Genomic DNA, 25467 nt, shown 5'->3' on the forward strand with positions numbered 1-25467 from the left:
CAGAATGATCAGACGATCGCGAGAAGAATCGGATCTACTCCGGCGGGTCCCGTTTCATCCGTCGTATGGCGGTCAGTTTTCGCCCGTCGCCGACAATTTTCCGTCGCGGCTCCCTGAGCATCTGATCGCTGCGAGTGCAGGACGACGGTTGATCCTGCATGCGATGCACAGCGTGGTCGACTGGTTCGCGTTCGCCGTGTGGTGCGACGGACGCCTTATCCGCTCCTTGAGCCTGTCGCCGGACGATGGGGTCATCGAGAATATCGGGGATTCGTTCCCCTTCGAGCTTCCTTACTGGTCCGGCGAGCGTCCCGCAGACGTTGTTCCCTGGCCGGGCGAGGAGAAAGAGCCATATCCGCTGCCCTTCCACCCCCTGGACCTCGGTGAGGACGCGCTGCGGGCGCTCTGCGGGTTCATTCAGGAGGGCTGCCCCGAACCTGACGACGTCGACGCGGATGGCATCGAACTTCATGGTTTCCGCGTCCAGGACCCGGACGGGCCCGGTCCCCAGGTGGGGGAAGCAGCGCTGCGGAGGGCTGTTGAGCCGACCTGGTGCGCTTCTGGTGCGGAACCTGGCGCACTGCCGACCAGTCCGCGCTGGGGTCTAGTCCCTCGAAGCGAGATTTGTTCACCTGCTAAAGATCGGAGAATGGGGGGATCACTCGCGTGATCGCGATGAGGCGCAGCCGGGGGAGGGGCAGCGCGTAGAACCAGCCGTCGACGAGCAGGGGGATGCGCCGCACTCCGCCCGGCACGCCCCGTCGCGGTCCTTGACCAAGATCCGTGACGTCAACGCCGACGTCGGCCAGTGCAACCATCTCTCCCGCAAGGCGTTCAACCTCGGCGACCACCTGCGGGGGCAGGCCCGACACGACGTGCTCGGCGTCCGGGTCATACTCCCAACGCCATGTGTCCCGGTCGCTCACGCTGCACCCTGCTCCTGGTCGATGCCGGCTTCAGCGCATGCTGTGTCAAGGATGCGGCCGATCTCCGCCGCAAGTTCGCGAGCCTCGTGGATATCGCCGGTCTCGGCTGCACGGGCTTCCAGCGCCCGCAGTCGGGCGGCTCGGTCCGGGTGGCGCTCGACGGCCACGTAGACGGCCCACTGCCCGACGAAGCGACGCATGGGTGCCGCGCTCACCTGCTCTCGGGACTGCCGGAGTGCCGCGGCGCGCTCGGCATCAAATGTCGGCAGTGCGTCCGGGGCGATCAGCGCAAGAGCAGCGCGCAGTTCCTCAGGTGTGCTCGCCGGCTGGGCGATGCGGTGGGCTTCCGGATCACTGTCGGCGATGTCGTGCATCGGATGTTCGGGCTGCGTGGTCATCGCGGTCTCCAGTAAGGATCGGCAGGTCCGCTGTGCGCCCTACGGTACGTGTTCGTCCCTCTCGTGCGCATGGAGATGGTCCGCTTCAGCTCACTCGGCGGGCTGCTGACCGCCGCCACTTTGACGGCGGCGAGTCGTCTTGACTGAGAGGGGGAGGAGTCGGCCCGCCCGGCTTGGCAAGGCGATCGGTCGGCATGCCCGGCGCTTGATCTGGCACGCAACGGGCACGGGTGCCACGGAGAGGGCTGGACAACAAACAAGGCCCGGGTCGCTGACCTGGGCCTTCGTCGTGGAGCGGGTGACGGGAATCGAACCCGCGCTCTGAGCTTGGGAATCAACGGTTGTTCAAGCCTGAATGTGGCTCTGAGCTGCGTAAATGACTCTCGATGCAGCTCAGGACCCAGGTTCGTAGTGACCGCTATTGTCCGCGGCTCACCACCCGTTCTGGCACGCATCTGGCACGCGACCTCTTCGTTCTGAAGTAACTCGGGAGCCTCTTCGACCTTGGGCGGTGTGCCTCTCACCTGCGGCGGTGTTCCGCAGGTGTGCGCGCTTGCCCGCCGCCGTTCGATGCGGTTGTCACGCGGTTAGACACTTCGGGCCGTTCCCGCTCAGGTCATGGCCGGGTCAGCCCCGTAACGTTGATAGAGCCGCTTCACTTGCTTGATCCAGAAGGCGAACTTCTCGTCCTTGGATGCGCTCATGGGGAGAAGCTGGAGCTCCTTGGCTAACTGATAAAAGCCGGGCCCAGCGTCGTTGGCGCTCAAGTAGTTCACCAGAGCCGAGAGCATCAGAGGAGGATCAGAGGGAGCGATCTCCTGATCTCGTTCCACGATCAGTCCCAGCAGACGCCCCATGGCGGCCCGCTCGTCAGCGCGTGCGAAGTTGAAGGCGCGGCAGCCGGTTCGCCCGGCCAAAGTAACGTTGAGCTCCGTGTACGAGGTGAGCTTGCCAAGTTTCGCGCGTTCAACGAGGAACTCCCGCCCGGCGGCTACGAGCAAGTCCCACTCGCTGTCTGCACGGCCGTATCCAGGCATCTCGCCCCTCCGAGCCGATTCGATCCGTAGGCGGGAACGTACAGTGCTGGCGGGGTACCCACAATCGCCCAACGGGTTTGATGACTGCGCTGCCGGCCCAGATCTGGTACGCGTGTCTCTGCGGGACCTTCGTCCATGTGGTGAGGAACGCCCTACCTTGCCCGCGCCGCCGCGCGACGGAAACCCGTTTGACCGGTTGGCCCTGACCTGCGATTTCGCTACTGGCGGCTGTGGTTCGACTGTCGCTGTTGGTCATCCTTGGTCGACCTCGGAGAGCCTCGGACGGCCCAAGAATCAGCAGCCTCGTCTGCGACGCTAGGTAGACAGCCCTCGCCGGTTACTCCATCGGCTGAGGAACGACTGGGAGCTGTTCGCTGTGGTGCCACGTGAAGGTGCGGTCTGGTTCGAGGTGGGTTTCTCCCCAGTGGATGGCATGAATGCCGTTCTCCACGTCGGCCGTGAAGAAGATGCAGACGAGCTTTGTGGATGCCCCCAACTCCTCGAACGCTTCGTGTAGCTCCAGGTACTCCTCCGTTGTCAGGTCGTCGTCGAGGTCAAACAGCCCCTCCTGAGGCTGCGGCCCGTGCGCCCGCAACAGCCGACGGCGCGTGGGGGAAGTGTTGGAGGACAACCGGGCGCGATCGAGAGGCCTCGGCCTGTCTGCGTATCTAAAGGGGAAGAGTGCGTGATCGTTGATCACCGCATATTCGTACCCGCGCACGTCTCGCACGGACTCGCCCAGCTCCCGCGCCGTGTCCGCCAGGTTCTCGCGTACGGCCTCCGCGAGGGTGACTCCGTAGGGGCTTCGCTTCTTCAAGCCCGCCGTCAGGTGCACGGCATGAGCCCGAGCGTGAGCCCGAGCCAATTGCACCGGAACCGCAGCAGCGAGCTCCCCGGCGTGCCGCCCAAACAGCTCAGCCGCCCAAGCCGATGGCACAGCTCGATCCTCGTTCAATGAAGACATGCAGCGTCCCCCTCCCCGACACCCGTTCATGAACTGTGTGACACGCCTACGAAGCGCCCACAAGGGAGCGATCTGGCCACAGGTGACGGAGCGGCTCTACATGCGTGTAGGCCCGTCCTGAGTGCTCGCGGGAAGAGCTCGCCGTTCAACAGCAATTGACCCAAAGTGTCCCATCAAGGCGTTACTGGCCCTATCATCACCACATGGCATCCGGACTGTCTCCTTTGAACCGAGCTCTCAATCTTGTACCCAAACGGGCTGAGTCGCGCCAGTCCGAGCAGTTGAGGGACACTTTTGTTGACTCGGGTGTTGCTGTCGTCATGGAAGCGGTCGATCACCAGATCATTTACGGTCGACGAGGCACGGGAAAGACTCACGCGTTCAGGTACCTTGAAACGATTTTAAGGGCTAATGGGGATATTCCTGTCTATCTTGACCTGCGTACCGTAGGATCTCCCGAGGGCCTCTTCTTGGGAGAGGAGGTGAAACCCACGGAGCGGGCCTCCAGGCTGCTAGTCGACTTGCTTAATCAATTCCATGACTCTCTAATGGAAGCAGCCCTCGAGGACGACGATCTAATCACGGATGTTGCGCTGATTTCCAAACTCGACGCTCTTCTCGATTCCATCTCGACGGTCCGAGTGTCCGGCGAGGTTGAGGTATCGAAGGAGGGTGAGAGGGTTAAGGCGTCGAAGTCAGGATTAGCTGTCAAGCTCGGCTTTAAAGCCCCTGAGGTGGATCTTTCGGCAGAAGACTCCGACGAAACCAGAAGGATGACGACGGAGATTCGTCGTGGCACTGAGGGGATATCGCTAAATTTTAGCGATATAGCGCGAAGCTTGCGTTCCCTGTTTGGGTCACTCAGGAGTCGTCGCGTATGGCTTCTACTTGACGAATGGAGCAGTGTTCCTGGTGAGATTCAGCCTTACATGGGCGAATTCCTGGTTCGATGCCTTCTGCCGATTCAGGGGCTGACCGTAAAGATCGCGGCGATCGAGCAGCAGACCAACTTCCGTGCCACGCTACCATCCGGCCAGTTGATCGGTCTCGAGCTTGGGGCTGATATTGCAGCCAACGTAAGTCTTGACGAATTCATGGTGTTCGAAGAGAACAAGGAACGGTCTCGTGAATTCTTCAAGAGCCTATTCTTCAACCATCTAACCTTGGGCGGTGCGCCCAACTCTCCCTTGTCTGGCATATCTAGTCCGCAAGGGGTTGTTCGTCAAGGGTTTACCGATACGCGCGCTTTCGATGAATTGGTGCGCGCGGCTGAAGGAGTTCCGCGTGATGCTTTGAATATCGCGGCAAAGGCGGCGGTTAGGGCTGCTATGGATAAGATTTCTGTTCACGATGTGCGGGCTGCTGGTCGAGGGTGGTTCCAGTCGGACAAGGAGGCGGCTCTCAGAAGTAAAGAAGAGGCCTCCAGGCTGTTGAACTGGATTATCGACAAGGTAATTCGCGAGCGACGCGCCCGCGGGTTCTTGGTCAATCAGCGCGATGCCAATAACTCGCTATTGCTGGCGTTGTTTGATGCACGTGTTCTCCATGTTGTCCGACGGGGTTACTCTGCGCAGGATGAACCTGGCGAAAGGTATGACGTGTATGTGATTGACTACGGCGCTTATGTCGACCTCATGCAGACTCGTTACGCGCCACAAGGAGTGCTGCCAATCGGGCCGGAGGATGAGGAGCCCCATTACGTCGAAGTGCCGACCCAGGATCTTCGCGCTATCAGGCGAGCAGTGCTTGATGTCGATACATTCATCTCGACGCTGCCGGGAACCCGCACCGTCTCCTAACGAGACACACGAAAGCCGCCGCTCGCGGTCGGTGGAGCAGGTGTGAGCGGTGGCCTGCCTGATTTGGGGTCGGGCATGGTCACGGGGTCGTACGCTGGCCCGAAACTCGGGCAGGCTTTGGACCTGCCCGCAATGAGCATGACTGGCCCCCTGGCCTTGTCCGGCGCGGACCCGGACCGGGGAAGTGCATGGAGCCGATCCCCAGCCACGACGGCGCTCTTCTCCTCAGCCAAGGTGTCTGATGCGGTCGGGCGGTCGGGCCGGAGAGGGGCGGAGCAGGAGCAGCGGTTCGTGCCGCCGGACCGCACGCCCCGCGCTTGCTAGGCGCTTGAACTTGTCGGTTCCCTTGGGCTGCGTGGGCTTGGACCCGGTGCTGCTGATGGCGGCCTCAGCGCGCACTGTGAAGTGTTGCGGGACGGCCGAACGGGGTGCGGAGCGCGGTTCAGAGCAGTTGCTGCTGCCAGTTGGCGAAGGTTTGCCGAATTGCCGTGGCCTCGTCGGCCGTGATGTCGTAGGCGGCGAACTGTTTGTCGGTGTAGCGCTGGATGCGGCCGAGCGAGTCAGCGAACATGCGGCGGTCGAAGCCGGCGTCGTTCTGGGCGGCGAGTTCCATGAGCTGTTCGCGTGTGTAGCCGACCTTCAACAGTCCCGCGACGTCGATGGCGTCGCGGACCTCGGCTCGGGTGAACAGTGCGCTGGTCTTGCCTGCGGCGACGTCGTCGCGGTGTAGTACCGGGCCGAGGTCGGATTCGACTGGTGTGTGGTGCAGGAATTCGGCGACGAGCTCCACCTTGCTCTGAGTGCCTGAAGTTGGGTCGGTGACGTTCAACCTGGTGTAGGTGCGGGTCAGATGGGCCTGCGAAACGGTGTAGCCGGCGGCTTCGTAGGCAGCGGTGATCCGCTCCGCAGCCTGGCTCATCTCGTGACTCGCCCTCTCGAAGGGGGCGAAGAGGTCCACATCGTCGCTGACTCGGTTGACGATGTGGTGGGCCTGGACGGCGTAGCCGCCCGCGAGCGCGTATCCGTAGTCCTTGGCGAGTGCGTCCAGGCCGATGCGAATCAGTTGACGGTGCAGCTCGTCCACTAGGCAGCGGCTGTCGTCGTGCCGGACTCGCGGAGTTCAGGAAAGCGGGCTTCCCAAGCGGCCCTGACAGGGAAGGGGAGAAACAGCTCCTGCCATACCTGCCGCAGAGACGTCGCGTGCAGGTACGCACTGAGGTCGTCGCGCGTCTGGGCCTCGCGGATGACGCGTTCGTACATCAGCCGGAAGTCCGCCTCGTCGGCCAGGTCGTAGACGTAGTGCGGTCCCCAGTCGATGTGGCGCGGCAGCGTGACGCCACCGGTGGTGGGCCCGTTCAGCTCGGCGAGCGACTCCGGCAGTACGTATGGCTTCGCCGCTGCATACCTGCTCATGGCTCCAGCATGCCTGATAGAGCCTGCCAACGGCACTGATATCGCAGCCGAGTGCACTACGGAGTGAACGTCGGCTGCGAGGGATTGGTCGGTATGCTCGGCGCCTGATAGGGCACGCAATGGGCACGGGCGGCATAGAGAGGTCTAGACAATAAACAAGGCCCGGGTCGCTGACCTGGGCCTTCGTCGTGGAGCGGGTGACGGGAATCGAACCCGCGCTCTGAGCTTGGGAATCACAGGGTGCTCGACGCTGATCATGCCGCTGACCAGCGTAAACGAGTGCTGACGGCGGGCTGGTGTGCCCGCCGCAGTACCCGTCATTGACCGCTGTTTACCGCTGTATCTGGTGCGCATCTGGTGCGGACCGACGTGGGGATGCGGTCGCTGTGTCGGACGCCGCTGGCCCCGCACTTACCTGTCGGCGTATCTCTCGTTGCCGTCCGTGCCTGCAGAGAATCTCGTGTACGCGGTCCATGGGGCTAGCTACGATCTCCACATGGCTAGCAGTGGTGAGCTCTTCGATGTGGGCAAGTTCCTTGCATCTTCGAGGCGTTGGATGCACGAGGCCATGCGGCATGCCGCTGCTGAGCCGCCTGCGTACGATCTCGCTGTTCACCATGCCCAAGTTGCAGCTGAGCATCTCCTTAAAGCGTTCTTGTTTAAGGTGGAGCCCGCACTTATTGCAGACAACACCACGATGCTGCTGCATCTAACAGGGGCGATTAGCCAACGAACCCAGCACGCTGCGGAACGTCGATTGGAGACGGGGGCGTCGATTACCGCGAGAGACGCCTTGGAGCTCGCGCGAGAGTTCACAAAAGGTCTCGACCGCGTAAGTAAGCAACGCTGGACATCTGCCCTAAATGCGCGCAATAGTGTTGCGCATCTCGGTGTTGTTGATATTTCCATGGCCGAGAATAATATAGCTACATGCTTCGAAATCGTAGAGGCGCTGATAAAGGAACTAGGGGAATCAAGTAGTGCTTACTGGGGTACGTGGATGGACATCCGGGAGAGTCTTGGGAAGGCGCATCTAGACGATGTCACTCGTCGTATGCGTGCGCGACTGGCAAAAGCGCGTGCGCGCATCAGGGAGAATTACGGTGAATCAAACGCGCCGGTTCCTCAAGGGCCAATCCTTTGGGGCTATACAGGGATGTTTGGTCCTGGGGGATCCGGGCACGGCGTGCCATGTCCGACGGAGGGGCACACCGGAATGCTGGTTGGCCACTCGATGCCCGCTGATGAGAACTCAGTAAGCGTATTCGTAGCGCACTCCTATTTCTGTCAGATCTGTGGGTTGAAGGCGGACGTCGATGAATTCGAACCACTTGGAATCCCCTTCAGTCTCGACGTAGGCAAGCAAGGGCTTGTGTCTTCTCCTGCAGACCGCGACCCGGTTGAGTGGCAGGCTCGCTTGGCCTCGGAGAGGGAGGCGGAGGAGGCTACACTTCGCCAGGAGATTGCTGAGGGGCGATGGTGCGGTTTTCCCGACATCGAATGCCCATGCGAACTGGGTGAACCTAAGCCAAAATTGTGCTATCAGTACGAGCAATCTTGAAGCCCAGGCGGAGCAGATGGCGGTGTGCATCGTCCGTCAGGCGGCGGCTGTCGCGATGTCGGGTCCGTCGAGTTCGGGGAAGTGCACTTCTCAAGCAGCTTTGACCGGGCGGGGGGTTTTGTGGTGGAGCGGGTGACGAGAATCGAACTCGCGCTCTGAGCTTGGGAATCACGGGGCGGCGGAGCTAGATCACTGCTTTGACCTGTGGAAACGGCTCCTGGGGTGATCTTAAGCCCGACTCGTGGTTGCCTGTGTTTACCGTGGTTCACCGCTCGTTCTGGCACGCATCTGGCACAGGCGAGCTATGCCGGGAGCCAGCGCAGGAGCCTGGGTGCTGCGGCCGTGATCCCTTAAGCGGGGACGAGCTACCGGTTACTCCAGCTTCCGTGAAGGCGGCGACGGTCAACTTGGCGCCGATCCCTCCCACGAAGTTCGAGATCATACCCACCACCACCTCTCGAATCGTCGACTTGCTGATGCGCTCCCGCGCTTTGATCGCCTTCGGCTCGATCACTCGTGTGATGAGCCATTTGGTTCCCGTTGCTATGACGATCCCGGCGACGAGATAGATGGTCAGCACTTTGCAGTCGACCACCCACGGAAGCCCCAGGGTCGAACTGGGACCACCCCCCTTAAGGGATCACGGACGCATCTGATCCTATGTGAAGCGCGGCATCGTGAAGTGAGGTCGGCGGGGTCTCAAAGACCGAGCCAAGGTCTGTCTTCTTGCCCTGGGTCTTGCCGGGGATCTTGGCGACCTGCGTTATCCCTGGTGGCCGCCCTGATCACTCCGCTCTGAGCGGCCGTCATCGGTCGTTGTTGGGTACTGCCGAGCGGCCTCGGACGGCCCAGAGACGGCCCAGCAACGAGGGGGCCGCTTCCTTGCTAAGCCGGGCTATCGTGCCCTCGTGACAAGCGCGACGGAGCATCCCCTCCTCTTCCTCGACGTCGACGGTCCACTCATCCCGTTCGGTTCATCGTCCTGCCACCCGCAGACCGCTGCCGCCGTCCCCTCGACATTTCCCGATCAGGGGAACCCACTGCTGAAGCGGCTCGATCCTGGGCTCGGAGCGCGTCTCATGGCCCTGGGCTGCCATCTTGTGTGGGCGACGACCTGGATGGAGGAGGCGAACGAGGCTGTCTCCCCACGCATCGGACTGCCGAGGCTGCCCGTGGTGGAGTGGCCGGCCCCCTGCGCCGACGAAGGCCCGCGCGGCCTGCACTGGAAGACCCGCCGCCTTGTCGAGTGGGCCGACGGCCAGCCGTTCATCTGGGTCGATGACGAGATCAGCGCCATGGACCGCCTGTGGGTCGACGCCAGTCACCTCGCGCCGTCATTGCTTCATCGCGTCGACCCAACCACGGGCCTCGTGGACGCCGACTTCTCCGCGCTCGCCGACTGGCTCCGTTCCGTCATGCTGAGATGAGCACCGCATTAGGAGTTCGATACGGGCACGGCCCGAAGGCGCCCGCGCAAGGTCGGGTGGTACGTGACAGGCCGTACGCGGATGTCTGCGTCTGCTGCTGTTGATGTCAGCCGTGGATGTCAGCCGAAGCTAGCGCTTACTGAGGATCTCGCGCTTCTCTTGGCTTCCTTCTCTCTGCCTTGGGCGAGACCGTACGGGGACCACGGTCCCTGGTGGATCGGGCACAGAGACGTGCTGGTCGGTACTGGCCGCTGGCACCGCCCCCGGCCTTGGTCGGGGCGCCACGTTTGGTCATGCTGCTTCCCCGTCGGGTCTCGTGAAGCTCTACGGTGGTTTGGCTTCGGCCGGCAGGGCCTCGGCGTTCGCTGACGGGGCACCCTGGCGCTCCACTGCTGCCACCCCATCTGGTGCGCCTAAGGTCTGGTGGCTGAGTGACGCACTGCCGAGGACACCACTGCCGCTGAGAAACTTGCAGGTTTCACTGACGGGTGCACTAGGCGATGGCAAAATTGTCGGCTCGACGGTGCCAACCTGGGAGACTGAGTGATTCCCCATACTCGTATGACAAGGTCTCGACTCTACGTTCTCGTTGACTCAGTTGAAGCCGACATGCGGAACCTCCTAGTCCGCTACGTGCTCGATCACATGGACGAAGAGTCCGCTCTGGGGCCAAACTACGACAAGGCAAATTTGCGCCGCGAGGCGGAGGGGCTAGGGGAACCCATTAGTGCAGTCCAATATTTGGACATGCGTGAGGCTTATGACGTTCTCAACAGGCATCGCGAATCTCTGCCCGCAAACCTAGGGAGAGAACTGCGCGAGAATACTCCGTCCATGGATCTACTCGTGCCTATCAGAAATCGAGTGATGCATGGGCGACCATTACGGGCTGGGGACCCGGAGACGGCTGTCAGTGTTTGCAGGAACTTCCAAACCCGTTACTGGAACACTCTAAAGGGCATTCTGGATCATCTCGACGCAGACCCCACTTGGGAACCCGCTTTCGAAACCCAAGGGCGACGCTCAGATCGAGTCTTGCATAACCTGCCTCTTCCGGAGTACGACGAAACGGGGCTGATTGGTCGATCCGAGGACTGCAAGAAGATCGTCTCTCATCTCGTCAAGCGGCGGGAATCAATGCTTACGATTACGGGCGAGGGAGGAATCGGTAAGACGGCAACCGCGCTTGAGGCGGCTTACACGCTGGCAGATGATCCAGAGTCGCCCTACGAATGCATTCTCTGGGTTTCACTCAAGACGGAGCGACTGACTGCCTCGGGAGTTGTTGGTATCGTGAACTCGATTAGAGATCTCACAGGTGCTGCGAGAGAGCTCGGTCAGGCTTTTGATGCCGATTTCCGTGGCGGCATCAACGATCTTGCAGAGGCTCTTGAAGGGATTGAGACCCTCCTCGTTATTGACAACTTGGAAACTGTTGACAGTGAAGAGGTGGTGGCGCTATACGAACGGCTACCGGACAGCGTCAATTATCTGTTCACAAGTCGTGTTGGGGTGGGGCAGTTCGAGCGTCGAATTCTTTTGGGTCCACTGAAGGAAAAGGACGCCTCAAGTCTCTTCCGTCACTTCGCTCGATCGCGAGATGTTTCTAGGCTGGTACGCCTAGCTCCCAATACAGTAAATGAAGTGGTCAAGAGGCTTAGGTATAGTCCCTTGGCTATTCGGTGGTACATCCTATCCGTGGAGGCAGGTGAACAGCCTAACTTGGCCCTGGCGAACCAAGAAGAGCTTTTGGACTTCTGTGTGAGGTCTGTATACGAGAGCACGACACAGAGCGCGCAAGGTGTTCTCTTGGCGCTGTTCGCTCTCGAAAGAGAAGTCGCCTTCGAGGAGTTGGCCGTACTCACGGAGGTTGATATTGATTCGCTGCGTAGGTCGATCCAAGAGCTCCTCAAGGGTTCTATGGTACGCCTGGAGAACGATCCAGATGGGTCGCTGATCTCGCGAGTTAGCCTCACGGAGACTGCTAAGTCGTACCTACGGCGGGTGAATACGCCGAACCCAGTCGCAGTAAACGCGATCTTGGAAAAAGAGCAAGACTTCAGGCGTTCTGCCGAGCGTCGACGTAACGACGAAAAGGCGAGGAAGCTCGCGCCTAACGTCGTGCGCACGCGCACAAATAACGATGAACCCGTGGCGCACCTTCTCCGGAAGGCTCTATCGGAATCAAAAGAGGGTGCCTTCGGGCCGAGCCTAACGTTGGTGGAGAAGGCGCGATCCATGAGCCCAGAATTTTGGGAGGTGGATCGTGTTCAAGGCTTCATCCTGTCGGCGCAAGGAAACGTTGAGACGGCGACGTCTGCTTATCTAGCGGCTTTTAGGAAGGCCAGGGCAAGTGACGGTGGTCTTGCTGAGGCGGTTGTGGCCTATTTCTTCGCCGGTCATCTCGCGAGGAAGGCGCATGAAACTGACAAAGCCGTGGAGTACGCGCGAATTGCGCACGAGTACTTCAACAGTGCAGAGACGGCGCAAACGCTCGGATCTTACTTGATTTGGGTAAAGGAATTTGGCGAAGGTCAGCAGTTGCTTGAGTGGGGGTTAGATCGCGCCGAAGGGAGGATCAAGCTCATTACGCTTACTGCCCTTGTGGACTCCTGGCGACGCTGGTCAGAGTACCTTGTCGACCACGAACACAGAGCACTGGAGGCCGCAGACAAGGCTCACGCCGGCTTCTCCATCGGCGACCAGGAGATCCGGGGCGGCGTATCCGACCTACGTCTCTTCGATGCAGTTCTGGAAAGTGTGTCGCAGTATATTCGGTGTATAACGTCACCGGGCGTTGATGGCGCCACAATGGACTCTCAAACAGTTCGCATGATGAAGCGCGTCAGCACACAACTTTTTGCATTTGAGGCATGCCGGGTGTGGCGTTACTTTCCTGGTCGTGTTGCTAAGCTGCGGCGCACGACAAGCAGTTCCGAAATCCAAGAGTTGTGTGACAGGATTTTGGAATATGCTCGACCGTCAGTAGATGCGGAGCTAACGGATCAGGATGTACAACGCGACGACGTGGTCGAAGGTGCGGTGAAAGCTTGGTGCTCTACATACGGGTTTATCGCTCACCCGCGATTCCCTAAAGACGTGTTCTTTCACGCTTCGGCACTGGAGGATGGCAATCGGGGCGCGGGCCTCGAGGACCTCGCAGGGTGCGTCGTTCGGTTCATTCCGAGGATTGAATCCGATGGACGCGTTCGCGCCAACTGGGTGCAAGTCGCCCAAGGCGACTAGCAGTATTTCGCAGAATGCTCTTGAGTACGGTGCTGTACGTAAGCGTCAGGTCGGCGGAGCGGCTTTGGGGTGGCGCTGCTTTGGGGCGAGTGATCATGGCCCCGTAAGCTTGCGGCGCGTCGGGCAGTCTGTGGACCTGCCCGGTAAAGCACGACGTTGGGGCCATGATCTTAGAGGCTCGCCCCAAAGTGGCTCCGTAAAGCCGTGGAGCCGACCGCCCCAGCCACGATGTACCCCTTCTCTGACGTCAGGCGGCTGCTTGCTGTGTGCGCGGCACGGGCGGCGGCCGGGCTGGAGCGGGGCGGAGACAGGAGCGCAGGCCCGGCCGGGGGCCGGGCCGCGCGCGGTGAGCGGAGCGAGCCGACTTGAACCTGTAGAGAAGGTTGTAACTCACTGCTTGCGCTTGGCGCTGTCCGGTCACGGGAGATGCTTGACACTTCGGTCCCAGCTGATGGTTGACAGTGGCCGTGATCGGCTTTTCTGTGCGCGTCGTTGCGGCGCGTGGCAGGAGGCCGGGATTGGCGCTGGTGGAGTTGTCGGTCGTTGAGCAGAGATATCGGGCTGTCCTGGCAGTGCTGGCGGGTGCGACGGTGACGGAGGTTGCCGCTCAGCTGGGGGTGTCGCGGCAGACGGTGAGTGGGTGGAAGTCGCGTTATGCGGCTTCGGGATTGGCGGGGTTGGCGGATCGTTCTCGTCGGCCGGCGTCGTGTCCGCATCAGGCATCTGCTGAGGTGGAGGCAGCGGTGTGTGAGCTGCGGCGCAAGCATCCCGGTTGGGGACCGCGGCGGATCGCGTATGTGTTGGAGCGGTCGGGGAAGGCGGATCCGGTGCCGTCGCGGATGACCGTGTATCGGATCTTGGTGCGGCATGGGCTGGTAGAGCCGGGTGTTCGGCGTCGGCGGCGGTCGGATTACAAGCGCTGGCAGCGGGATCGGCCGATGCAGTTGTGGCAGATGGACATCGTCGGCGGGGTGATGCTGGTCAACCCGGTGACCGGGGAGCTGACCGAGGCGAAGATCGTGACCGGTGTGGACGATCATTCCCGGTTCTGCGTGATCGCCAAGGTGGTCGAGCGGGCGACCGGGCGTGCGGTGTGCTCGGCGTTCGTGGGCGCACTGCGGGCGTTCGGGGTGCCGGAGGAGGTGCTCACCGACAACGGCAAGCAGTTCACCGACCGGTTCGGGCAGGGTGGTGAGGTGTTGTTCGACCGGGTCTGCCGGGAGAACGGGATCGCGCACCGGCTGACCCAGCCGGCATCGCCGACCACGACGGGGAAGGTGGAGCGGTTCCATCAGACGCTACGGCGTGAACTCCTTGATGACTGCGGCCCGTTCGAGAGCATTGAGGCGGCTCAGTCGGCGTTGGATGTGTGGGTGGAGGAGTACAACTCCTCGCGTCCGCATCAGGCGCTGGAGATGCAGGCTCCTGCAGACCGGTTCTCGCCAGTTCCTCAGGAGGAACGGGATGTGCTGGGCCTGAAGGTGCCCGGGGTGCTCTCACTCGTGCCGAAGCAGCGGACGGCTCCTGTAGCGGCGCCTTCTGCGGCGGAGCCGGTTGAGCGGGTGCCCGCGATGGTGGCGCCGGAGGCGTCCGACCTGCCGGTTCAGGGGCCGGATGGGGTGGCGTCGGTCGGGCATGGCGGGCCGGTGGAGTTCGATCGGGTGGTGCCTGCGAGTGGGAATCTGCAGGTCGCGGGCAAGCAGTTCTGGCTCGGTCCGGCCCGCTCAGGGCTGACGGTGACGTTCTGGGCCGACACGCAGGTGGTCCACCTGCTGGTCGCTGGGGCGCGGATCAAGACGGTGCGTTCGCACCTGTCGGTGGCGGACCTGGCGCAACTGGCGGCTCGGGGCGGGCGTGCGGCGGGGCCGTCGCCACTGCCGGCCGGGGATGGGGCCGCGTTCGAGGTGGACCGGAGCGTGAACAACAGCGGGCTGGTGGGCCTGGGCGGGCGTCAGGTGCTGGCGGCGGAGATCCTGGGCGGACGGCAGGTGGGCATCCGGATCGACGAGGCCACGCTGTCGTTCTTCGATCTGTCCTCGCGGGAGCTGCTGCGGGTGCGGCCCAACCCGCTCAGGGCTGAGGAGGTCCAGCGCCTGCGCGGGCTGCGGCCGGCCGGTCCGCCGCCCCGGACCCCGGTGGAGCCGGTGCGGGTCCAGCGGCGGGTCAGCGCGGTCGGTACGGTCATGGTCTGCCGCCAGGTCGTCTCCCTCGGCCGCCCGTACGCGGGCCGGACCGTAACCGTGCACGTGGCGGAATCGACTCTCACCGTCGAGCTGGACGGCCAGGTCCGCGTCATCCAGCGCACCACCGACATCCCTGTCCGCCACGTGAAGGCGAACAAGCCCCACAAGGTTTCCGATGTTGTCTAGGCCCACCGTCAAGCAACAGCTGGGACCAGAACGTCGCGCATCAACTGGGACTAGACAGCTTGCGCTTGGCGCGCTCGTGCTCGACCTGGTGCATGACGAACTGGGCCCCCTCGATGATCCGTTGGAGCTTGTCGAGTACATCCGTGCGGGCCGTCTGCATGAGCTGTTCGGGTGAAAGGGTGCCGTCGTTGGTGCTGGCAGGTGCCCAGAACGTCTTGTGGCTGCGGTCGCGGACGATCTGCTGACACGTGCGGATGACCCAGTTCATTGCCACGGTGATCTCGTCGCGGTGGAGCTGGTCCATCTCCCAGCCGTCGTTGCGGCCCGAGGTCGGCGGGGTGGTCATCGGGCCCCTCCTTGTGGGACGAGTGCGGTTGGTGTGAGGAGTTCGGCGGTGACGGTGCGGCCGTGCTCGTCGCCTGTGATGCCGAGGTGGTTCGCGAGGGCCATGACGATGCTCAAGCCCCGGCCGTGGGTGGCGTCCTGGTCCGGCTCGGCAGGATGGGGTGTCTCGGGTTTGCCTCCGTCGTCGGTGACGGAGATCGCTACGACCTGCTTCGACAGGGCCAGAGCGACATGGAAGGTGCCTGTGGGGCTGCCGCTGGCGGTGTGGGTCACGGCGTTGGTGCTCAGCTCGCTGACGATGAGGGCGGCGATGTCTGCGCATGGGTGGGCGCTGAGGATGTCGCGGGTCCAGCGGCGGGCGCGGCCGATCTCTTCTGGGAATCCTGGGCAAGTCAGTCCCCAGGCACGAACGCTACTCATATACTCGTGCATACAAGTTCCTCTATGCTGGTAGGGGCCATGGGTCATGGGTTCGTGCTAGATGAGTCGAACGCCGTCGTGGGCACGGACGGCCGGCGGGCTGGTGTTGTCGAGCGCGTCCAGGACGCGGATCGCGTACGCCTCGTCGGCGAGCTCGATGACCTCCTCGCGGGTGGCCCAGCGCAGTGCCCGGGTCTCCGCTCCGGTGGTCGGGGTGCCGTCGATCGCCTCGCAGCGGAAGACCATGGAGACGATCAGGCGAGTCATGTTCTTGTAAACGCCGGTAAGGGTCGCGGGAAGCGCGATCTTGACGCCGGTCTCTTCGAGGACTTCCCGTTGCAAGGCATCGGGGATGGTTTCTCCGGGTTCCAGCACGCCGCCGGGCGGTTCCCACTTACCGTTGTCCCGTCGCTTGATCAGCAACGCGCGACCGGCGTCATCGACGATGACCCCGGCGACGCTCACGGAGTGCGGGCGATCAGTGCTCACGTTCCTCTGCCCTTCCGGCTGGCTAGGCTCTCCACCGTAGCAACCAGGGTCAGCCGCTCGTCTAGACACCTAAAGGAGTACAAACACATGCCTTCTCTGACTTCCGTCCTGGGAGCGCTGGACCCGACCAGCGATCGGGCCGTGTTCCGGCAGATCGCTGACCGGCTGCGCGAAGCGATCGACAAGGGCCGCTTCAAGGAGGGTGACAAGCTGCCCTCGGAAACTGAGCTGGTCGAGCACTTCGGCGTCTCACGGATGACCGTCCGCAACGCGCTGGCCCTGCTCCAACAGGAAGGCTTGGCGGTCTCCGAACACGGCAAGGGTGTTTTCGTCCGGCCCCGGCCGCCCGTGCGGCGCCTGGCCTCGGACCGGTTCGCGCGGCGTCATCGTGATCAGGGGAAGTCGGCGTTCACGGTGGAGGCGGAAGCCGCGGGAAGCCGTCCCGAGGTGGACAGCCTGGAGGTCAAGGAAGAGCGGCCCTCGCAGGACATCGCCGCCCGGCTCGGATCGCCCCGGAAGGTGCTCGCCCGTCGGCGCCGCTATCTCCTCGATGGACGCCCGGTGGAGTTCGCCGCGTCCTATCTGCCGCTTGACCTCGCCCGGGACACCCCGATTGCTCAGCCCAACCCCGGCCCCGGCGGCATCTACGCCCGGCTGGAAGAGATGGGTCACTGCCTGGACCACTTCGATGAGGAGATCCGCGCCCGGATGCCCTCGCCTGCCGAGGTGCGGACGCTGCATCTGGCCTCGGGTGTGCCGGTGATCCATCTGATCCGCACTGCCTACGACGCCGAGGGGCGGGCAGTCGAGGTCTGCGACACCGTGATGGCCGCTGACGCGTACGTCCTCTCTTACCAGCTGCCTGCCACCTGACAGGCTCGCCGGATGGCGCGCTGCGCGGCCGTGGTGGGCCGCTTCTCTCGACTCGTACACACGAAGACACATACTCGTATAGACGAGTGGGCAAGTTGTGTGGCATGGTGGTCCCCGTTCCCGCCCGTTCGGGTCGGAGGACGGCAACTCGTCTAGATGACTAGATGGTTGAAGTGTGAGAGAAGGAGAAGAAGTTGCGTTCCATCCGTGTTGAGACGTCTACCGCGACGATCCTGCTGACTGAGGCGCCTGAGCCGAAGGTGAAGGACCGGCAGACCGGCGAGATCGCCAAGGATGCCCAGAGCGGTGAGGCCCTGATGCGCCTGGGCGTCGTCTTCATCGACGGCGGGGAGTCTTCCCTGCTTCAGGTGACCGTGCCGGAGAGCGGGGTGACCGACGGGCTGGCTCTCGGCTCGCCGGTCACGCTGATCGGGCTGATTGCTCGGCCGTGGGAGAGCGTGTTCAACGGGCAGCAGCGGCACGGCATCGCCTTCCGGGCCGACGCCATCGCCCCGGCCGTCATACCCGTGGGTGCGGGGGCCTGAGCCTGATGACCGATGTGACAACGCTGCTGGAGGTGGGTGGTCCCGTTGCCGCGACGGTCGGCGGGGCCGCCTACCTCCGGGTCAAGCACCCGGCCGCGTACTGGTCGACGGTCGGGCTGCCGGTCTCCACGGTGAAGCTGCTCGGCTCGTACGGGGCGGTCATGGATGCCTGCGGGCTGACCGTGCCACCGTCCCGGCTCCGGGCCTGGGCGATTCACGCGCTCACCCGCCGAGAAGTCCGGCCGGTCCCGCCGCGACGCGGGATCATCCGGCCGACATCAACCGGGCTTCGGGTCCGGCTGCGGCTGGCCCCAGGCCAGGAACCCGCCGACGTGGCAGCCTCGGCCGAACGGCTCCGGCACGCCTGGGGCGTCCACGGCGCGTATGTCGAGGAGATCAAGCCGGGTGTGGTCGAGTTGCGGCTGATCGGCTTCGACGTCCTGCGGAAGGTCCGGATGCCTCGCAAGACGGCGGGCGGGTTCCTCAAGGTGCCGGTGGCGCTGCGGGAGGACGCGACGCCGTTCGTACGGGACTACCGGGCTATCCCACATCAGCTCACCCTCGGCGCGACGTTGTCGGGGAAGTCGATGTTCCTGCGGCACTTGATCACCGGCCTGGCGCGGCATCCGGTCGCGCTGGTCGGGATCGACTGCAAACGGGGTGTGGAGCTGGCGCCGTTCGCTCCCCGGCTGTCGGCGCTGGCGACCGATCCTGTGCAGGCGGCCGAGTTGCTGCCTGTGCTCGTTGAGTTGATGGAGGACCGGTACGACTTGATCAAGGCTCGGCAGGGCATCGCCCCCAGCACTCCGGATGAGGAGATCACCTCTGACATCTGGGGCTTGCCGGAGGATGAGCGGCCGGTGCCGGTGGTGCTGCTCGTGGACGAGGTGGCCGAGCTGTTCCTCGTCGCGACCCGGAAGGACGAGGAGCGGCGGGATGAGATGGTCACCCAGCTCATCAGGCTTGCCCAACTCGGCCGGGCGGCGGGCATCTACCTGGAGGTGTGCGGGCAGCGGTTCGGCGCCGAGCTGGGCAAGGGTGCAACGATGCTGCGGGCTCAGCTGACCGGTCGGGTCTGCCACCGCGTGAACGATGAAGCCTCCGCCAAGATGGCGCTGGGCGACATCGCCCCGGAAGCGGTCGGCGCGGCCTGCGCTATCGCCCCCGAGCGGCCCGGCCTCGCGGTCGCCGGGGACACCTCCGGCGGCTGGTCCCGCACCCGCACCCCTTACCTGTCCCTCGCCGACGCTGCCGCCACCTGCCGCGACAACGCGCACCTGGTGCCGGACCTGCCCGCGCTCCAACCGTTCCGGCCCGCCGTGCCGGCCGTCCCGGTGAACGCTCCGACGCTGGTCAAGCCGGTCACGGTCACCAAGTAACCCGCCTTCCTCTCACGGTCGGCGCGACCGCTTCGCGCCAAGTCCCTACCCCCGCCATGCCAAAACGTGGAGATGAACCCTGATGACCGCCTCGATGGCCTTCTACGCCGACGCAGGAACCACCGTCCGCCTGAACGAATACGGCACCAAAAGCCCTCCGATCCTCACTCTCGATGGCCGGGACCACACGCTGTCCGTCTCGTCCTTCGGCCGGATTCCCGTGGCCGATCAACTCGCCTTCGCTCACGCGCTCGCCACCACCGCCGCCGACTACGTCAAGGCACTGGAGACGTACACGGCCGCGCGGGCCGACGGCGACCAGAAGCCGGACGGACAACCGTGATGCGGCTGCCTGTCCGCCTCGACGCCGTACTGATCCAAGCGGTCATCGCCGCCGCGCTGTCCTTCGCCCACCTGCACGACCTCGCCTCGGCGGCCGGACAGGACGGCTGGAAAGCCTGGGCCTATCCGGTCTCCGTGGACTTGCTGCTCGTCGCGGCCTGGAGGCGGTTGCGGTCCGGGGCTTCCAAGGCGGCGGGCTGGTGCTGGTTCCTCGTCGCCTTGGCCGCGTCGCTCGGCGCCAACGTCGCCACCGCCGGGCTGCTCGACCTGGACAACGTACCGGCCTGGCTGCGCATCCTCGTCGCCGGATGGCCCGCCGTGGCCTTCCTCGGCGGAACCCTGCTGGCCCATACCGCGCCCGCTGCCGCTTCCGTGCCGGTGGCTGTCGAGCCGGAAGCCGCGGGGCCACTCGCCGAACCGGAACCCGAGAAGCCGCAACTGCCTGTCCCACACGTTCCGGCCGCGCTCGTCACCCACGCGCGCAAGCTCGCCGACGAACACCACGCCCGTACCGGCTCGCCCATCGACCCCGACACTCTGCGCGCCCGCCTCGGCGTGCCCGCGCCGCTCGCCGACGCCATCGCCGCCCGTCTCTGAGAAGAGTCCCCATGTCGCTCCGTCGCTTCCGCAACATCGCTCGCATCGGCCCTGTCCGGGTCGGCACCGCCTACGACCAGCGGGGCCGCGAGAAGCACACCGCCGTATGCACCGCGCCGCGCTGTGACTTCTCCGCCGACTACGACACCCGGGCCGCCGCCGAGCTGGCCGCCCGTACCCACCGCTGCCCCGTTCGCTGAAGGAGATCCGTCCGTGACTATCAGCCTGCCTCTGATCTTCGTCCTCGGAGGCATCACCTGGTTCGCCATCAAGTTCCTCGGTGTTCGTGTGTGGGTGGTCGTCGTGATCGCTCTGTTCGGCTTCTGGCTCTCCCACACCGTTCTCGCCCCGGTCATTGAATCCGGTACGCGCTCCGGCGTGGACGTCGTCAACCGCTGATCCAACTCGCCTAGACGAGTAGCTGAGAGGAGATCCATCGTGTTCCGACCCAAGTTCCCCGAGGCCCCCGCCCTGCCCTCAACCCACGTGATTAGCCCGAGCGTCCCGGCCGTCCAGCACGGGCACGCCCCGGCCTGCTCCTGCCAGCACACCGCCCCCGCGCCTGCGCCCGCTCATCGGATGTTGCCCGGGCTCAGCGCTGGGACCGTCGCCGCCGTGGTCACGGTCGGCATCGTCCTGACGGCTCTGCTCGCCGCCGTCGCCGTCACGGCTATCTCCGTCGCGGTCGCCGCCGTCGTCATGCGCTCACTGCTCAGCAGCCAGCGGCGCCGCTGAACCACAACACGACTGCCGGGGCGGCCTCGATACCGCCAAGCATCCGCCACCCCGGCAGCCCAACCCCCTCCCGACCAGAGCCGAAAGAGGAGACCCCATCATCACCCGCACCACCCCGCCACCGCTGCCCGAACTGGGCACCCTGGCAGCACTCGGCACCATGCCCGCCCTGCTCCGCCAACTCTCCGGCCTCGGCGGCTGCACTCGCCCGATCCGCCTCGACGGCCACCGCACCGAGCACCAGGTCGACCGGCAGACCGGCGAGATCGGGCGCGTCCTCCGCCACCTGGACTCCGCCGAGCTGCCCGCCGGGCATCTGCTGGTCCGCTGCAACAACCGCCGTGTCACCCGCTGTCCGGCCTGCGCCGAGGTCTACCGCCGCGACACCTTCCACCTGATCACCGCCGGACTACGCGGCGGCAAAGGCACCCCTGAGGACGTAGCCACGCACCCGCGCGTCTTCGCCACCTTCACCGCACCGAGTTTCGGCCCGGTCCACAACCGGCCCACCGGCCCCGGCGGCACCGTCCGGCGCTGCCGCTGCGGCGTCCGCCACGACCAGGACGACGACGTGCTTGGCGCTCCGCTGAACCCGGACACGTACGACTACGAATCCGCGGTGCTCTGGAACGCCCACGCCGGGCCCCTGTGGCGGCGGTTCTCGATCTACCTGAGGCGAGAGGTCGCCAAGCGCGCCGGGCTCACGCAACAGGCCTTCCGTGACCATGCTCGGCTGTCCTTCGCCAAAGTCGCCGAGTACCAGAAGCGCGGCGCCGTCCACTTCCACGCCGTCATCCGGCTGGATGGTCCGGAGGGAGGTGACACCCCGCCGCCGGCCTGGGCCACCACCGAGCTGCTGACCGAAGCGATCCGCGCTGCGGCAGCAAAAGCACAGGTGAAGGGGCCGGTGATCCATGGTCGGGCTTACCGTTTCGCCTTCGGGGCTCAGCTCGACGTGCGGCCTATCCGTGGGCCCGAACTCGACGGCGGAACGGCCCTCACCGATCGGGCGGTCGCCGCGTACATCGCCAAGTACGCCACCAAAGGCGCCGAGACGGCGACCGGTGCCCTCGACCGGCCGATACGGCTCATCGCCGAACTCGCTCAGATCGACGTCCCCGAGCACACCCGCCGCCTCATCCGAACAGCCTGGGCCCTCGGCGGCCGCAAGGACCTGGAACACCTCCGGCTGCGCGCCTGGGCTCACATGCTCGGCTTCCGGGGCCACTTCTCCACCAAGTCCCGCCGCTACTCCACCACCCTCGGCGCGCTCCGTGATGCTCGCGCCGCTTGGCGTCGGGCCCAAGTCGCCGCCGAGTTGGAGCAGGAAGACACCACGCTCGTCCTCGCCCACTGGGTCTACGCCGGGACCGGTCTCACCCCTGCTGAGGAATGGCTCGCCGCCACCGTCACCCCCGCCCCTGGAACGGAAGGAGAACCTACCCATGCGTGACCGGTACCTCAGCGTCAGAGAGGTCGCCGAGCTGCTGGGCACCACCGATCGTTTCCCTCGGCGCCTGGTCGCCGAGCGGCGCATCGCCTACGTCAAGGTTGGTCGCCACGTCCGTATCCCGGCGAGCGTCATTCAGGAGTACATCGACGCCAACACCGTGCGGCCGGTACAGCCTCGGCGGCGTCGCCTCGGGAGGGCTGCCTGATGGGGAACAGGAAGGGCAACCGGCGCCGCTTCGGCTCGGTCCGTCAGTACCGGTCGGGGCGTTGGACCGCGAGCTACCTGGCGCCGGACGGGCAAGAGCAGCGTTCGCCGGGGACGTTCGACACCAAGAAGGACGCTGAGGTGTGGCTGTCTCAGGTTGAGGCGGATCTGACGCGCGGAGACTGGCAGGACCCCAACGCGGGCGCCGTCAACTTCGAGGAGTACGCCTTGCGGTGGGTGAAGGAGCGTGGGCTTTCGCCCACCACAGAAGAGCTGTACCGGCGGCTCCTGCGGCTGCACATCCTGCCGACCTTCCAGGTCTGGGACCTGGGCGAGATCACGCCTCCGCGTGTGCGGACCTGGCGCGCTGAGCGTTTGGAGGCGACTGGGACAACGACCGTTGCGAAGTCGTACCGGTTGTTGAAGGCCATCTTGGAGACGGCCGTTGAGGATGAGCTGATCCGCCGCAACCCGTGCCGGATTCGCGGTGCGGGCAAGGAGTCTGCCAGCGAGCGGCCCATAGCCACTGTTGAGCAGGTGGACGCCTTGGCGGACGCGATCGGGCCCCGGTGGCGGCTCATGGTCTACATCGCCGCGTACGGCCCTGCTCGCCCCGAGGAGCAAGCCGAGCTGCGGCGGCCTGACGTGGACCTGGACGCGGTCGGGGTGTGGGTGCGCCGGGCTGCGCCTGAGCTGACAACCGGTCGGCGGGTGGTGGGCGATACGAAGTCCGAGGCGGGGAAGCGGTTCATCGTGTTGCCCGGCTTCATGCGCAAGGACCTGGAGCGGCATCTGAAGTGGTTCGCCGAGAAGGAGCCGAACGGGCTGCTCTTCGTCGGTGAGAAGGGCGCGCCGTTCCGGCGGTCGTCGTTCGGGCGGAAGTGGCGTAGGGCGCGGGCGAAAGTCGGACTTCCTGATGACTTCCGTTTCTACGATCTTCGTCACACCGGGCACACCCTCTCGACCCAGTCCGGCGCGACGCTCAAGGACACCATGGTCCGCGCCGGGCAGTCCTCCGAACGAGCCGCGTTGATCTATCAGCACTCGACCACAGAGCGACAGAAGGAGGTGGCCGCCGGGATCGATGCTCTCGTGCGCGCCGACCGGCAGAAGGCTGCTGAGGCGGCATCTGGTGCGGATCTGGTGCGCGACGCTTAGAAGGCGCTAAATAGGTCTAGACAACAAACAAGGCCCGGGTCTCTGACCTGGGCCTTCGTCGTGGAGCGGGTGACGGGAATCGAACCCGCGCTCTGAGCTTGGGAAGCTCATGTTCTACCATTAAACTACACCCGCGAGGCACACCATCCGTCGGTGTCGCATCGTCGCACACTGTACCCCATGCCCGACCCCCGGCGCATTTGCCGTGGGGTTTTCGTGTTCTTCGGGAGGGTTTGACGGGGACTTGAGGCAGGGGCGGGACGGGCGGGAAGCCGCTATAAGGGTGGGGGAGTTGGGGCGTACCGTGGGGGCGGAGTGCCGCGTGGAGTGGTGGGTGGTTGATCCCCTAATGTGGCTTTTGTTGTCCACGTTGTTTATGGGGAAGGGACTCAATGGAGCGCACCGTCGTCCGTTGTGCCGAAGGGCATGTGTTCAGCACCGCTTCGTTCCCGATGCAGCACCTCACCGTCGACCGGATCGGCCCCGGTCGGCTGCTGCGCTGTCCGCGTTGTGCGCGGTTGCGGCAGGCGGTGCCGGTGGCCGGTGGGAAGCGGTAGGGGCCGCTGCGGTCTGATGGCCGCCGGGTTCTGATCATTGCGGCGGGGGCCCGGTCCGGATGGGCCGGGCCCAGGTCATGGGTTTGGTTGCGTATCCTCGTTGCGTGCTTCTCTCAGACAAGGACATCCGGACCGAGATCGACGCCGGGCGGGTACGGATCGATCCGTTCGATCCCGTGATGGTGCAGCCGTCGAGCATCGATGTGCGGTTGGACCGCTTCTTCCGGGTGTTCGAGAACCACCGTTATCCGCATATCGACCCGGCGGTGGAGCAGCCGGATCTGACGCGGCTGGTGGAGCCGGAGGGGGATGACGCGTTCATCCTGCATCCCGGGGAGTTCGTGCTCGCCTCGACGTACGAGGTGATCTCGCTGCCGGATGACATCGCCTCGCGGCTGGAGGGGAAGTCGAGCCTCGGGCGGCTGGGGTTGCTGACGCACTCCACGGCCGGGTTCATCGACCCCGGGTTCTCGGGGCATGTGACCCTGGAGTTGTCGAATGTGGCCACGTTGCCGATCAAGCTGTGGCCGGGGATGAAGATCGGGCAGCTGTGTATGTTCCGGCTGACCTCGCCGGCCGAGCATCCGTACGGGTCGGAGCGTTATGGCTCCCGCTACCAGGGGCAGCGCGGGCCGACGCCGTCGCGTTCGTATCAGAACTTCCACCGGACGAAGGTGTGAGCCGGTGAGTGAGCAGCGGGAGAACCTGACGTACGAGCGCTTCGGCACGGCGGTGCGGGAGCTGGCGCAGACGATCGCGGATGACGGGTACGAGCCGGACATCGTGCTGTCCATAGCGCGCGGCGGGGTCTTCGTCGCGGGTGGGCTGGCGTATGCGCTGGACTGCAAGAACATCCATCTGGTGAATGTGGAGTTCTATACCGGCGTCGGGACGACGCTCGATATGCCGGTGATGCTCGCGCCCGTGCCCAACGCGATCGACTTCTCCGAGAAGAAGGTCCTGATCGCGGACGATGTCGCCGACACCGGCAAGACGCTCAAGCTCGTACGCGACTTCTGCGTCGGCACGGTCGCCGAGGTGCGCAGCGCGGTGATCTACGAGAAGTCGCAGTCGCTCGTGAAGTGCGAGTACGTCTGGAAGCGCACCGAGGATTGGATCAACTTCCCCTGGAGCGTCGAGCCGCCCGTCGTACGGCGGGCCGGGCAGGTTTTGGACGCCTGACCTGCCTGCACCTGCCTGCACCTGCCTGCCCGAGGTCTGCCGAGGAGA

29 protein-coding genes and 1 tRNA gene are annotated in these 25467 nt (G+C 64.5%); 20 read left to right on the forward strand and 10 right to left on the reverse strand.

Annotated elements, in window-relative coordinates; all coding sequences use genetic code 11:
- Positions 1-670, forward strand: a 670-nt coding sequence (locus tag ACH4U7_RS44160; protein ID WP_398533423.1) for a DUF6928 family protein, incomplete at its 5' end; no start/stop codon positions are given.
- Here ACH4U7_RS44160 and ACH4U7_RS44165 read toward each other — a convergent pair.
- The 4 genes from ACH4U7_RS44165 to ACH4U7_RS44180 all read right to left on the reverse strand — a co-directional run bounded on the left by ACH4U7_RS44165 (position 636) and on the right by ACH4U7_RS44180 (position 3196).
- Positions 636-926, reverse strand: coding sequence for a hypothetical protein (locus ACH4U7_RS44165; protein WP_398533424.1), 291 nt, complete (start codon positions 924-926; stop codon positions 636-638). The genes ACH4U7_RS44160 and ACH4U7_RS44165 overlap by 35 nt on opposite strands.
- Positions 923-1324 carry a DUF6247 family protein gene (locus ACH4U7_RS44170; RefSeq protein ID WP_398533425.1) on the reverse strand — a complete coding sequence of 134 codons (402 nt, stop codon included), beginning with the start codon at positions 1322-1324 and terminating at the stop codon, positions 923-925. Before ACH4U7_RS44170 ends, ACH4U7_RS44165 begins: the two co-directional genes overlap by 4 nt.
- Positions 1325-1935: 611 nt before the next feature.
- Entirely contained in the window at positions 1936-2361 is a 426-nt protein-coding gene (locus ACH4U7_RS44175; RefSeq protein ID WP_398533426.1) for a hypothetical protein, read from the reverse strand.
- Positions 2362-2698: 337 nt separating this feature from the next.
- A complete protein-coding gene (locus ACH4U7_RS44180) occupies positions 2699-3196 on the reverse strand; it encodes a hypothetical protein (RefSeq protein WP_398533427.1) in 498 nt (165 codons plus the stop codon).
- 332 nt (positions 3197-3528) lie between these two features.
- Here ACH4U7_RS44180 and ACH4U7_RS44185 point away from each other — a divergent pair, with 332 nt between their 5' ends.
- Positions 3529-5124, forward strand: a complete 1596-nt coding sequence (locus ACH4U7_RS44185; protein WP_398533428.1) for a hypothetical protein — start codon at positions 3529-3531, stop codon at positions 5122-5124.
- Between the two features lie 442 nt (positions 5125-5566).
- On the opposite strand, the gene ACH4U7_RS44190 is transcribed toward ACH4U7_RS44185, so the two are convergent.
- On the reverse strand, positions 5567-6208 hold the full coding sequence (locus ACH4U7_RS44190; protein ID WP_398533429.1) for a nucleotidyl transferase AbiEii/AbiGii toxin family protein: 642 nt from the start codon (positions 6206-6208) through the stop codon (positions 5567-5569).
- Positions 6208-6537, reverse strand: a complete 330-nt coding sequence (locus ACH4U7_RS44195; RefSeq protein WP_398533430.1) for a hypothetical protein — start codon at positions 6535-6537, stop codon at positions 6208-6210. Before ACH4U7_RS44195 ends, ACH4U7_RS44190 begins: the two co-directional genes overlap by 1 nt.
- Positions 6538-7033: 496 nt before the next feature.
- Between ACH4U7_RS44195 and ACH4U7_RS44200 the strand changes: the two genes are divergently transcribed.
- The 4 genes from ACH4U7_RS44200 to ACH4U7_RS44215 all read left to right on the forward strand — a co-directional run bounded on the left by ACH4U7_RS44200 (position 7034) and on the right by ACH4U7_RS44215 (position 15140).
- Entirely contained in the window at positions 7034-8098 is a 1065-nt protein-coding gene (locus ACH4U7_RS44200; RefSeq protein WP_398533431.1) for a hypothetical protein, read from the forward strand.
- Between the two features lie 908 nt (positions 8099-9006).
- Complete coding sequence (locus tag ACH4U7_RS44205) at positions 9007-9525, forward strand: HAD domain-containing protein (RefSeq protein ID WP_398533432.1); 519 nt, start codon at positions 9007-9009, stop codon at positions 9523-9525.
- Positions 9526-10170: 645 nt separating this feature from the next.
- Entirely contained in the window at positions 10171-12771 is a 2601-nt protein-coding gene (locus ACH4U7_RS44210; protein ID WP_398533433.1) for an NB-ARC domain-containing protein, read from the forward strand.
- 533 nt (positions 12772-13304) lie between these two features.
- The gene (locus ACH4U7_RS44215; protein WP_398533573.1) at positions 13305-15140 is read left to right on the forward strand and encodes an IS481 family transposase; all 1836 of its coding nucleotides are present in this window, start codon (positions 13305-13307) and stop codon (positions 15138-15140) included.
- A 40-nt stretch (positions 15141-15180) separates the two neighbouring features.
- Here ACH4U7_RS44215 and ACH4U7_RS44220 read toward each other — a convergent pair whose 3' ends face one another.
- From ACH4U7_RS44220 to ACH4U7_RS44230, 3 genes are read right to left on the reverse strand one after another with little or no spacing between them, the layout of a single operon-like run.
- Positions 15181-15486 carry a hypothetical protein gene (locus tag ACH4U7_RS44220; RefSeq protein ID WP_398533434.1) on the reverse strand — a complete coding sequence of 102 codons (306 nt, stop codon included), beginning with the start codon at positions 15484-15486 and terminating at the stop codon, positions 15181-15183.
- Positions 15483-15917 (reverse strand): ATP-binding protein, encoded by a 435-nt coding sequence (locus ACH4U7_RS44225; RefSeq protein ID WP_398533435.1) that lies wholly within the window; start codon positions 15915-15917, stop codon positions 15483-15485. The genes ACH4U7_RS44220 and ACH4U7_RS44225 overlap by 4 nt, the downstream gene beginning before the upstream one ends.
- Before the next feature lie 45 nt (positions 15918-15962).
- Entirely contained in the window at positions 15963-16370 is a 408-nt protein-coding gene (locus ACH4U7_RS44230) for an NUDIX hydrolase (RefSeq protein ID WP_398533574.1), read from the reverse strand.
- A 111-nt stretch (positions 16371-16481) separates the two neighbouring features.
- Between ACH4U7_RS44230 and ACH4U7_RS44235 the strand changes: the two genes are divergently transcribed.
- The 11 genes from ACH4U7_RS44235 to ACH4U7_RS44285 all read left to right on the forward strand — a co-directional run bounded on the left by ACH4U7_RS44235 (position 16482) and on the right by ACH4U7_RS44285 (position 23680).
- The gene (locus ACH4U7_RS44235; RefSeq protein ID WP_398533436.1) at positions 16482-17267 is read left to right on the forward strand and encodes a GntR family transcriptional regulator; all 786 of its coding nucleotides are present in this window, start codon (positions 16482-16484) and stop codon (positions 17265-17267) included.
- 194 nt (positions 17268-17461) lie between these two features.
- A complete protein-coding gene (locus tag ACH4U7_RS44240) occupies positions 17462-17812 on the forward strand; it encodes a hypothetical protein (protein WP_398533437.1) in 351 nt (116 codons plus the stop codon).
- Between the two features lie 5 nt (positions 17813-17817).
- Positions 17818-19191 (forward strand): FtsK/SpoIIIE domain-containing protein, encoded by a 1374-nt coding sequence (locus ACH4U7_RS44245; protein WP_398533438.1) that lies wholly within the window; start codon positions 17818-17820, stop codon positions 19189-19191.
- An 82-nt stretch (positions 19192-19273) separates the two neighbouring features.
- Positions 19274-19534 carry a hypothetical protein gene (locus ACH4U7_RS44250; RefSeq protein WP_398533439.1) on the forward strand — a complete coding sequence of 87 codons (261 nt, stop codon included), beginning with the start codon at positions 19274-19276 and terminating at the stop codon, positions 19532-19534.
- Positions 19534-20130: a DUF2637 domain-containing protein gene (locus tag ACH4U7_RS44255; protein ID WP_398533440.1), complete on the forward strand. Its 597-nt coding sequence runs from the start codon at positions 19534-19536 to the stop codon at positions 20128-20130. The genes ACH4U7_RS44250 and ACH4U7_RS44255 overlap by 1 nt, the downstream gene beginning before the upstream one ends.
- An 11-nt stretch (positions 20131-20141) precedes the next feature.
- Positions 20142-20330, forward strand: coding sequence for a mobile element transfer protein (locus tag ACH4U7_RS44260; RefSeq protein WP_014177726.1), 189 nt, complete (start codon positions 20142-20144; stop codon positions 20328-20330).
- 13 nt (positions 20331-20343) lie between these two features.
- Entirely contained in the window at positions 20344-20529 is a 186-nt protein-coding gene (locus ACH4U7_RS44265; protein ID WP_398533441.1) for a hypothetical protein, read from the forward strand.
- Positions 20530-20568: 39 nt separating this feature from the next.
- Positions 20569-20865 (forward strand): hypothetical protein, encoded by a 297-nt coding sequence (locus ACH4U7_RS44270; protein WP_398533442.1) that lies wholly within the window; start codon positions 20569-20571, stop codon positions 20863-20865.
- A 160-nt stretch (positions 20866-21025) separates the two neighbouring features.
- Positions 21026-22318 (forward strand): replication initiator, encoded by a 1293-nt coding sequence (locus ACH4U7_RS44275; protein WP_398533443.1) that lies wholly within the window; start codon positions 21026-21028, stop codon positions 22316-22318.
- Complete coding sequence (locus tag ACH4U7_RS44280) at positions 22311-22523, forward strand: excisionase family DNA-binding protein (protein ID WP_361192641.1); 213 nt, start codon at positions 22311-22313, stop codon at positions 22521-22523. The genes ACH4U7_RS44275 and ACH4U7_RS44280 overlap by 8 nt, the downstream gene beginning before the upstream one ends.
- Complete coding sequence (locus ACH4U7_RS44285) at positions 22523-23680, forward strand: tyrosine-type recombinase/integrase (protein WP_398533444.1); 1158 nt, start codon at positions 22523-22525, stop codon at positions 23678-23680. Before ACH4U7_RS44280 ends, ACH4U7_RS44285 begins: the two co-directional genes overlap by 1 nt.
- 61 nt (positions 23681-23741) lie before the next feature.
- Here the strand turns inward: ACH4U7_RS44285 and ACH4U7_RS44290 are convergent.
- A tRNA-Gly gene (locus ACH4U7_RS44290) sits at positions 23742-23815 on the reverse strand.
- A gap of 257 nt (positions 23816-24072) precedes the next feature.
- Between ACH4U7_RS44290 and ACH4U7_RS44295 the strand changes: the two genes are divergently transcribed.
- The 3 genes from ACH4U7_RS44295 to ACH4U7_RS44305 all read left to right on the forward strand — a co-directional run bounded on the left by ACH4U7_RS44295 (position 24073) and on the right by ACH4U7_RS44305 (position 25419).
- Positions 24073-24237, forward strand: coding sequence for a hypothetical protein (locus ACH4U7_RS44295; RefSeq protein ID WP_014178225.1), 165 nt, complete (start codon positions 24073-24075; stop codon positions 24235-24237).
- Positions 24238-24341: 104 nt separating this feature from the next.
- A complete protein-coding gene (gene dcd / locus ACH4U7_RS44300; protein ID WP_385622171.1) occupies positions 24342-24917 on the forward strand; it encodes a dCTP deaminase in 576 nt (191 codons plus the stop codon).
- A 4-nt stretch (positions 24918-24921) separates the two neighbouring features.
- Positions 24922-25419: a phosphoribosyltransferase gene (locus ACH4U7_RS44305; protein WP_398533445.1), complete on the forward strand. Its 498-nt coding sequence runs from the start codon at positions 24922-24924 to the stop codon at positions 25417-25419.
- The last annotated feature ends 48 nt before the right edge of the window (positions 25420-25467 follow it).

It is taken from the genome of Streptomyces sp. NPDC020845 (assembly GCF_044334165.1).
Taxonomy (GTDB): Bacteria; Actinomycetota; Actinomycetes; order Streptomycetales; family Streptomycetaceae; genus Streptomyces.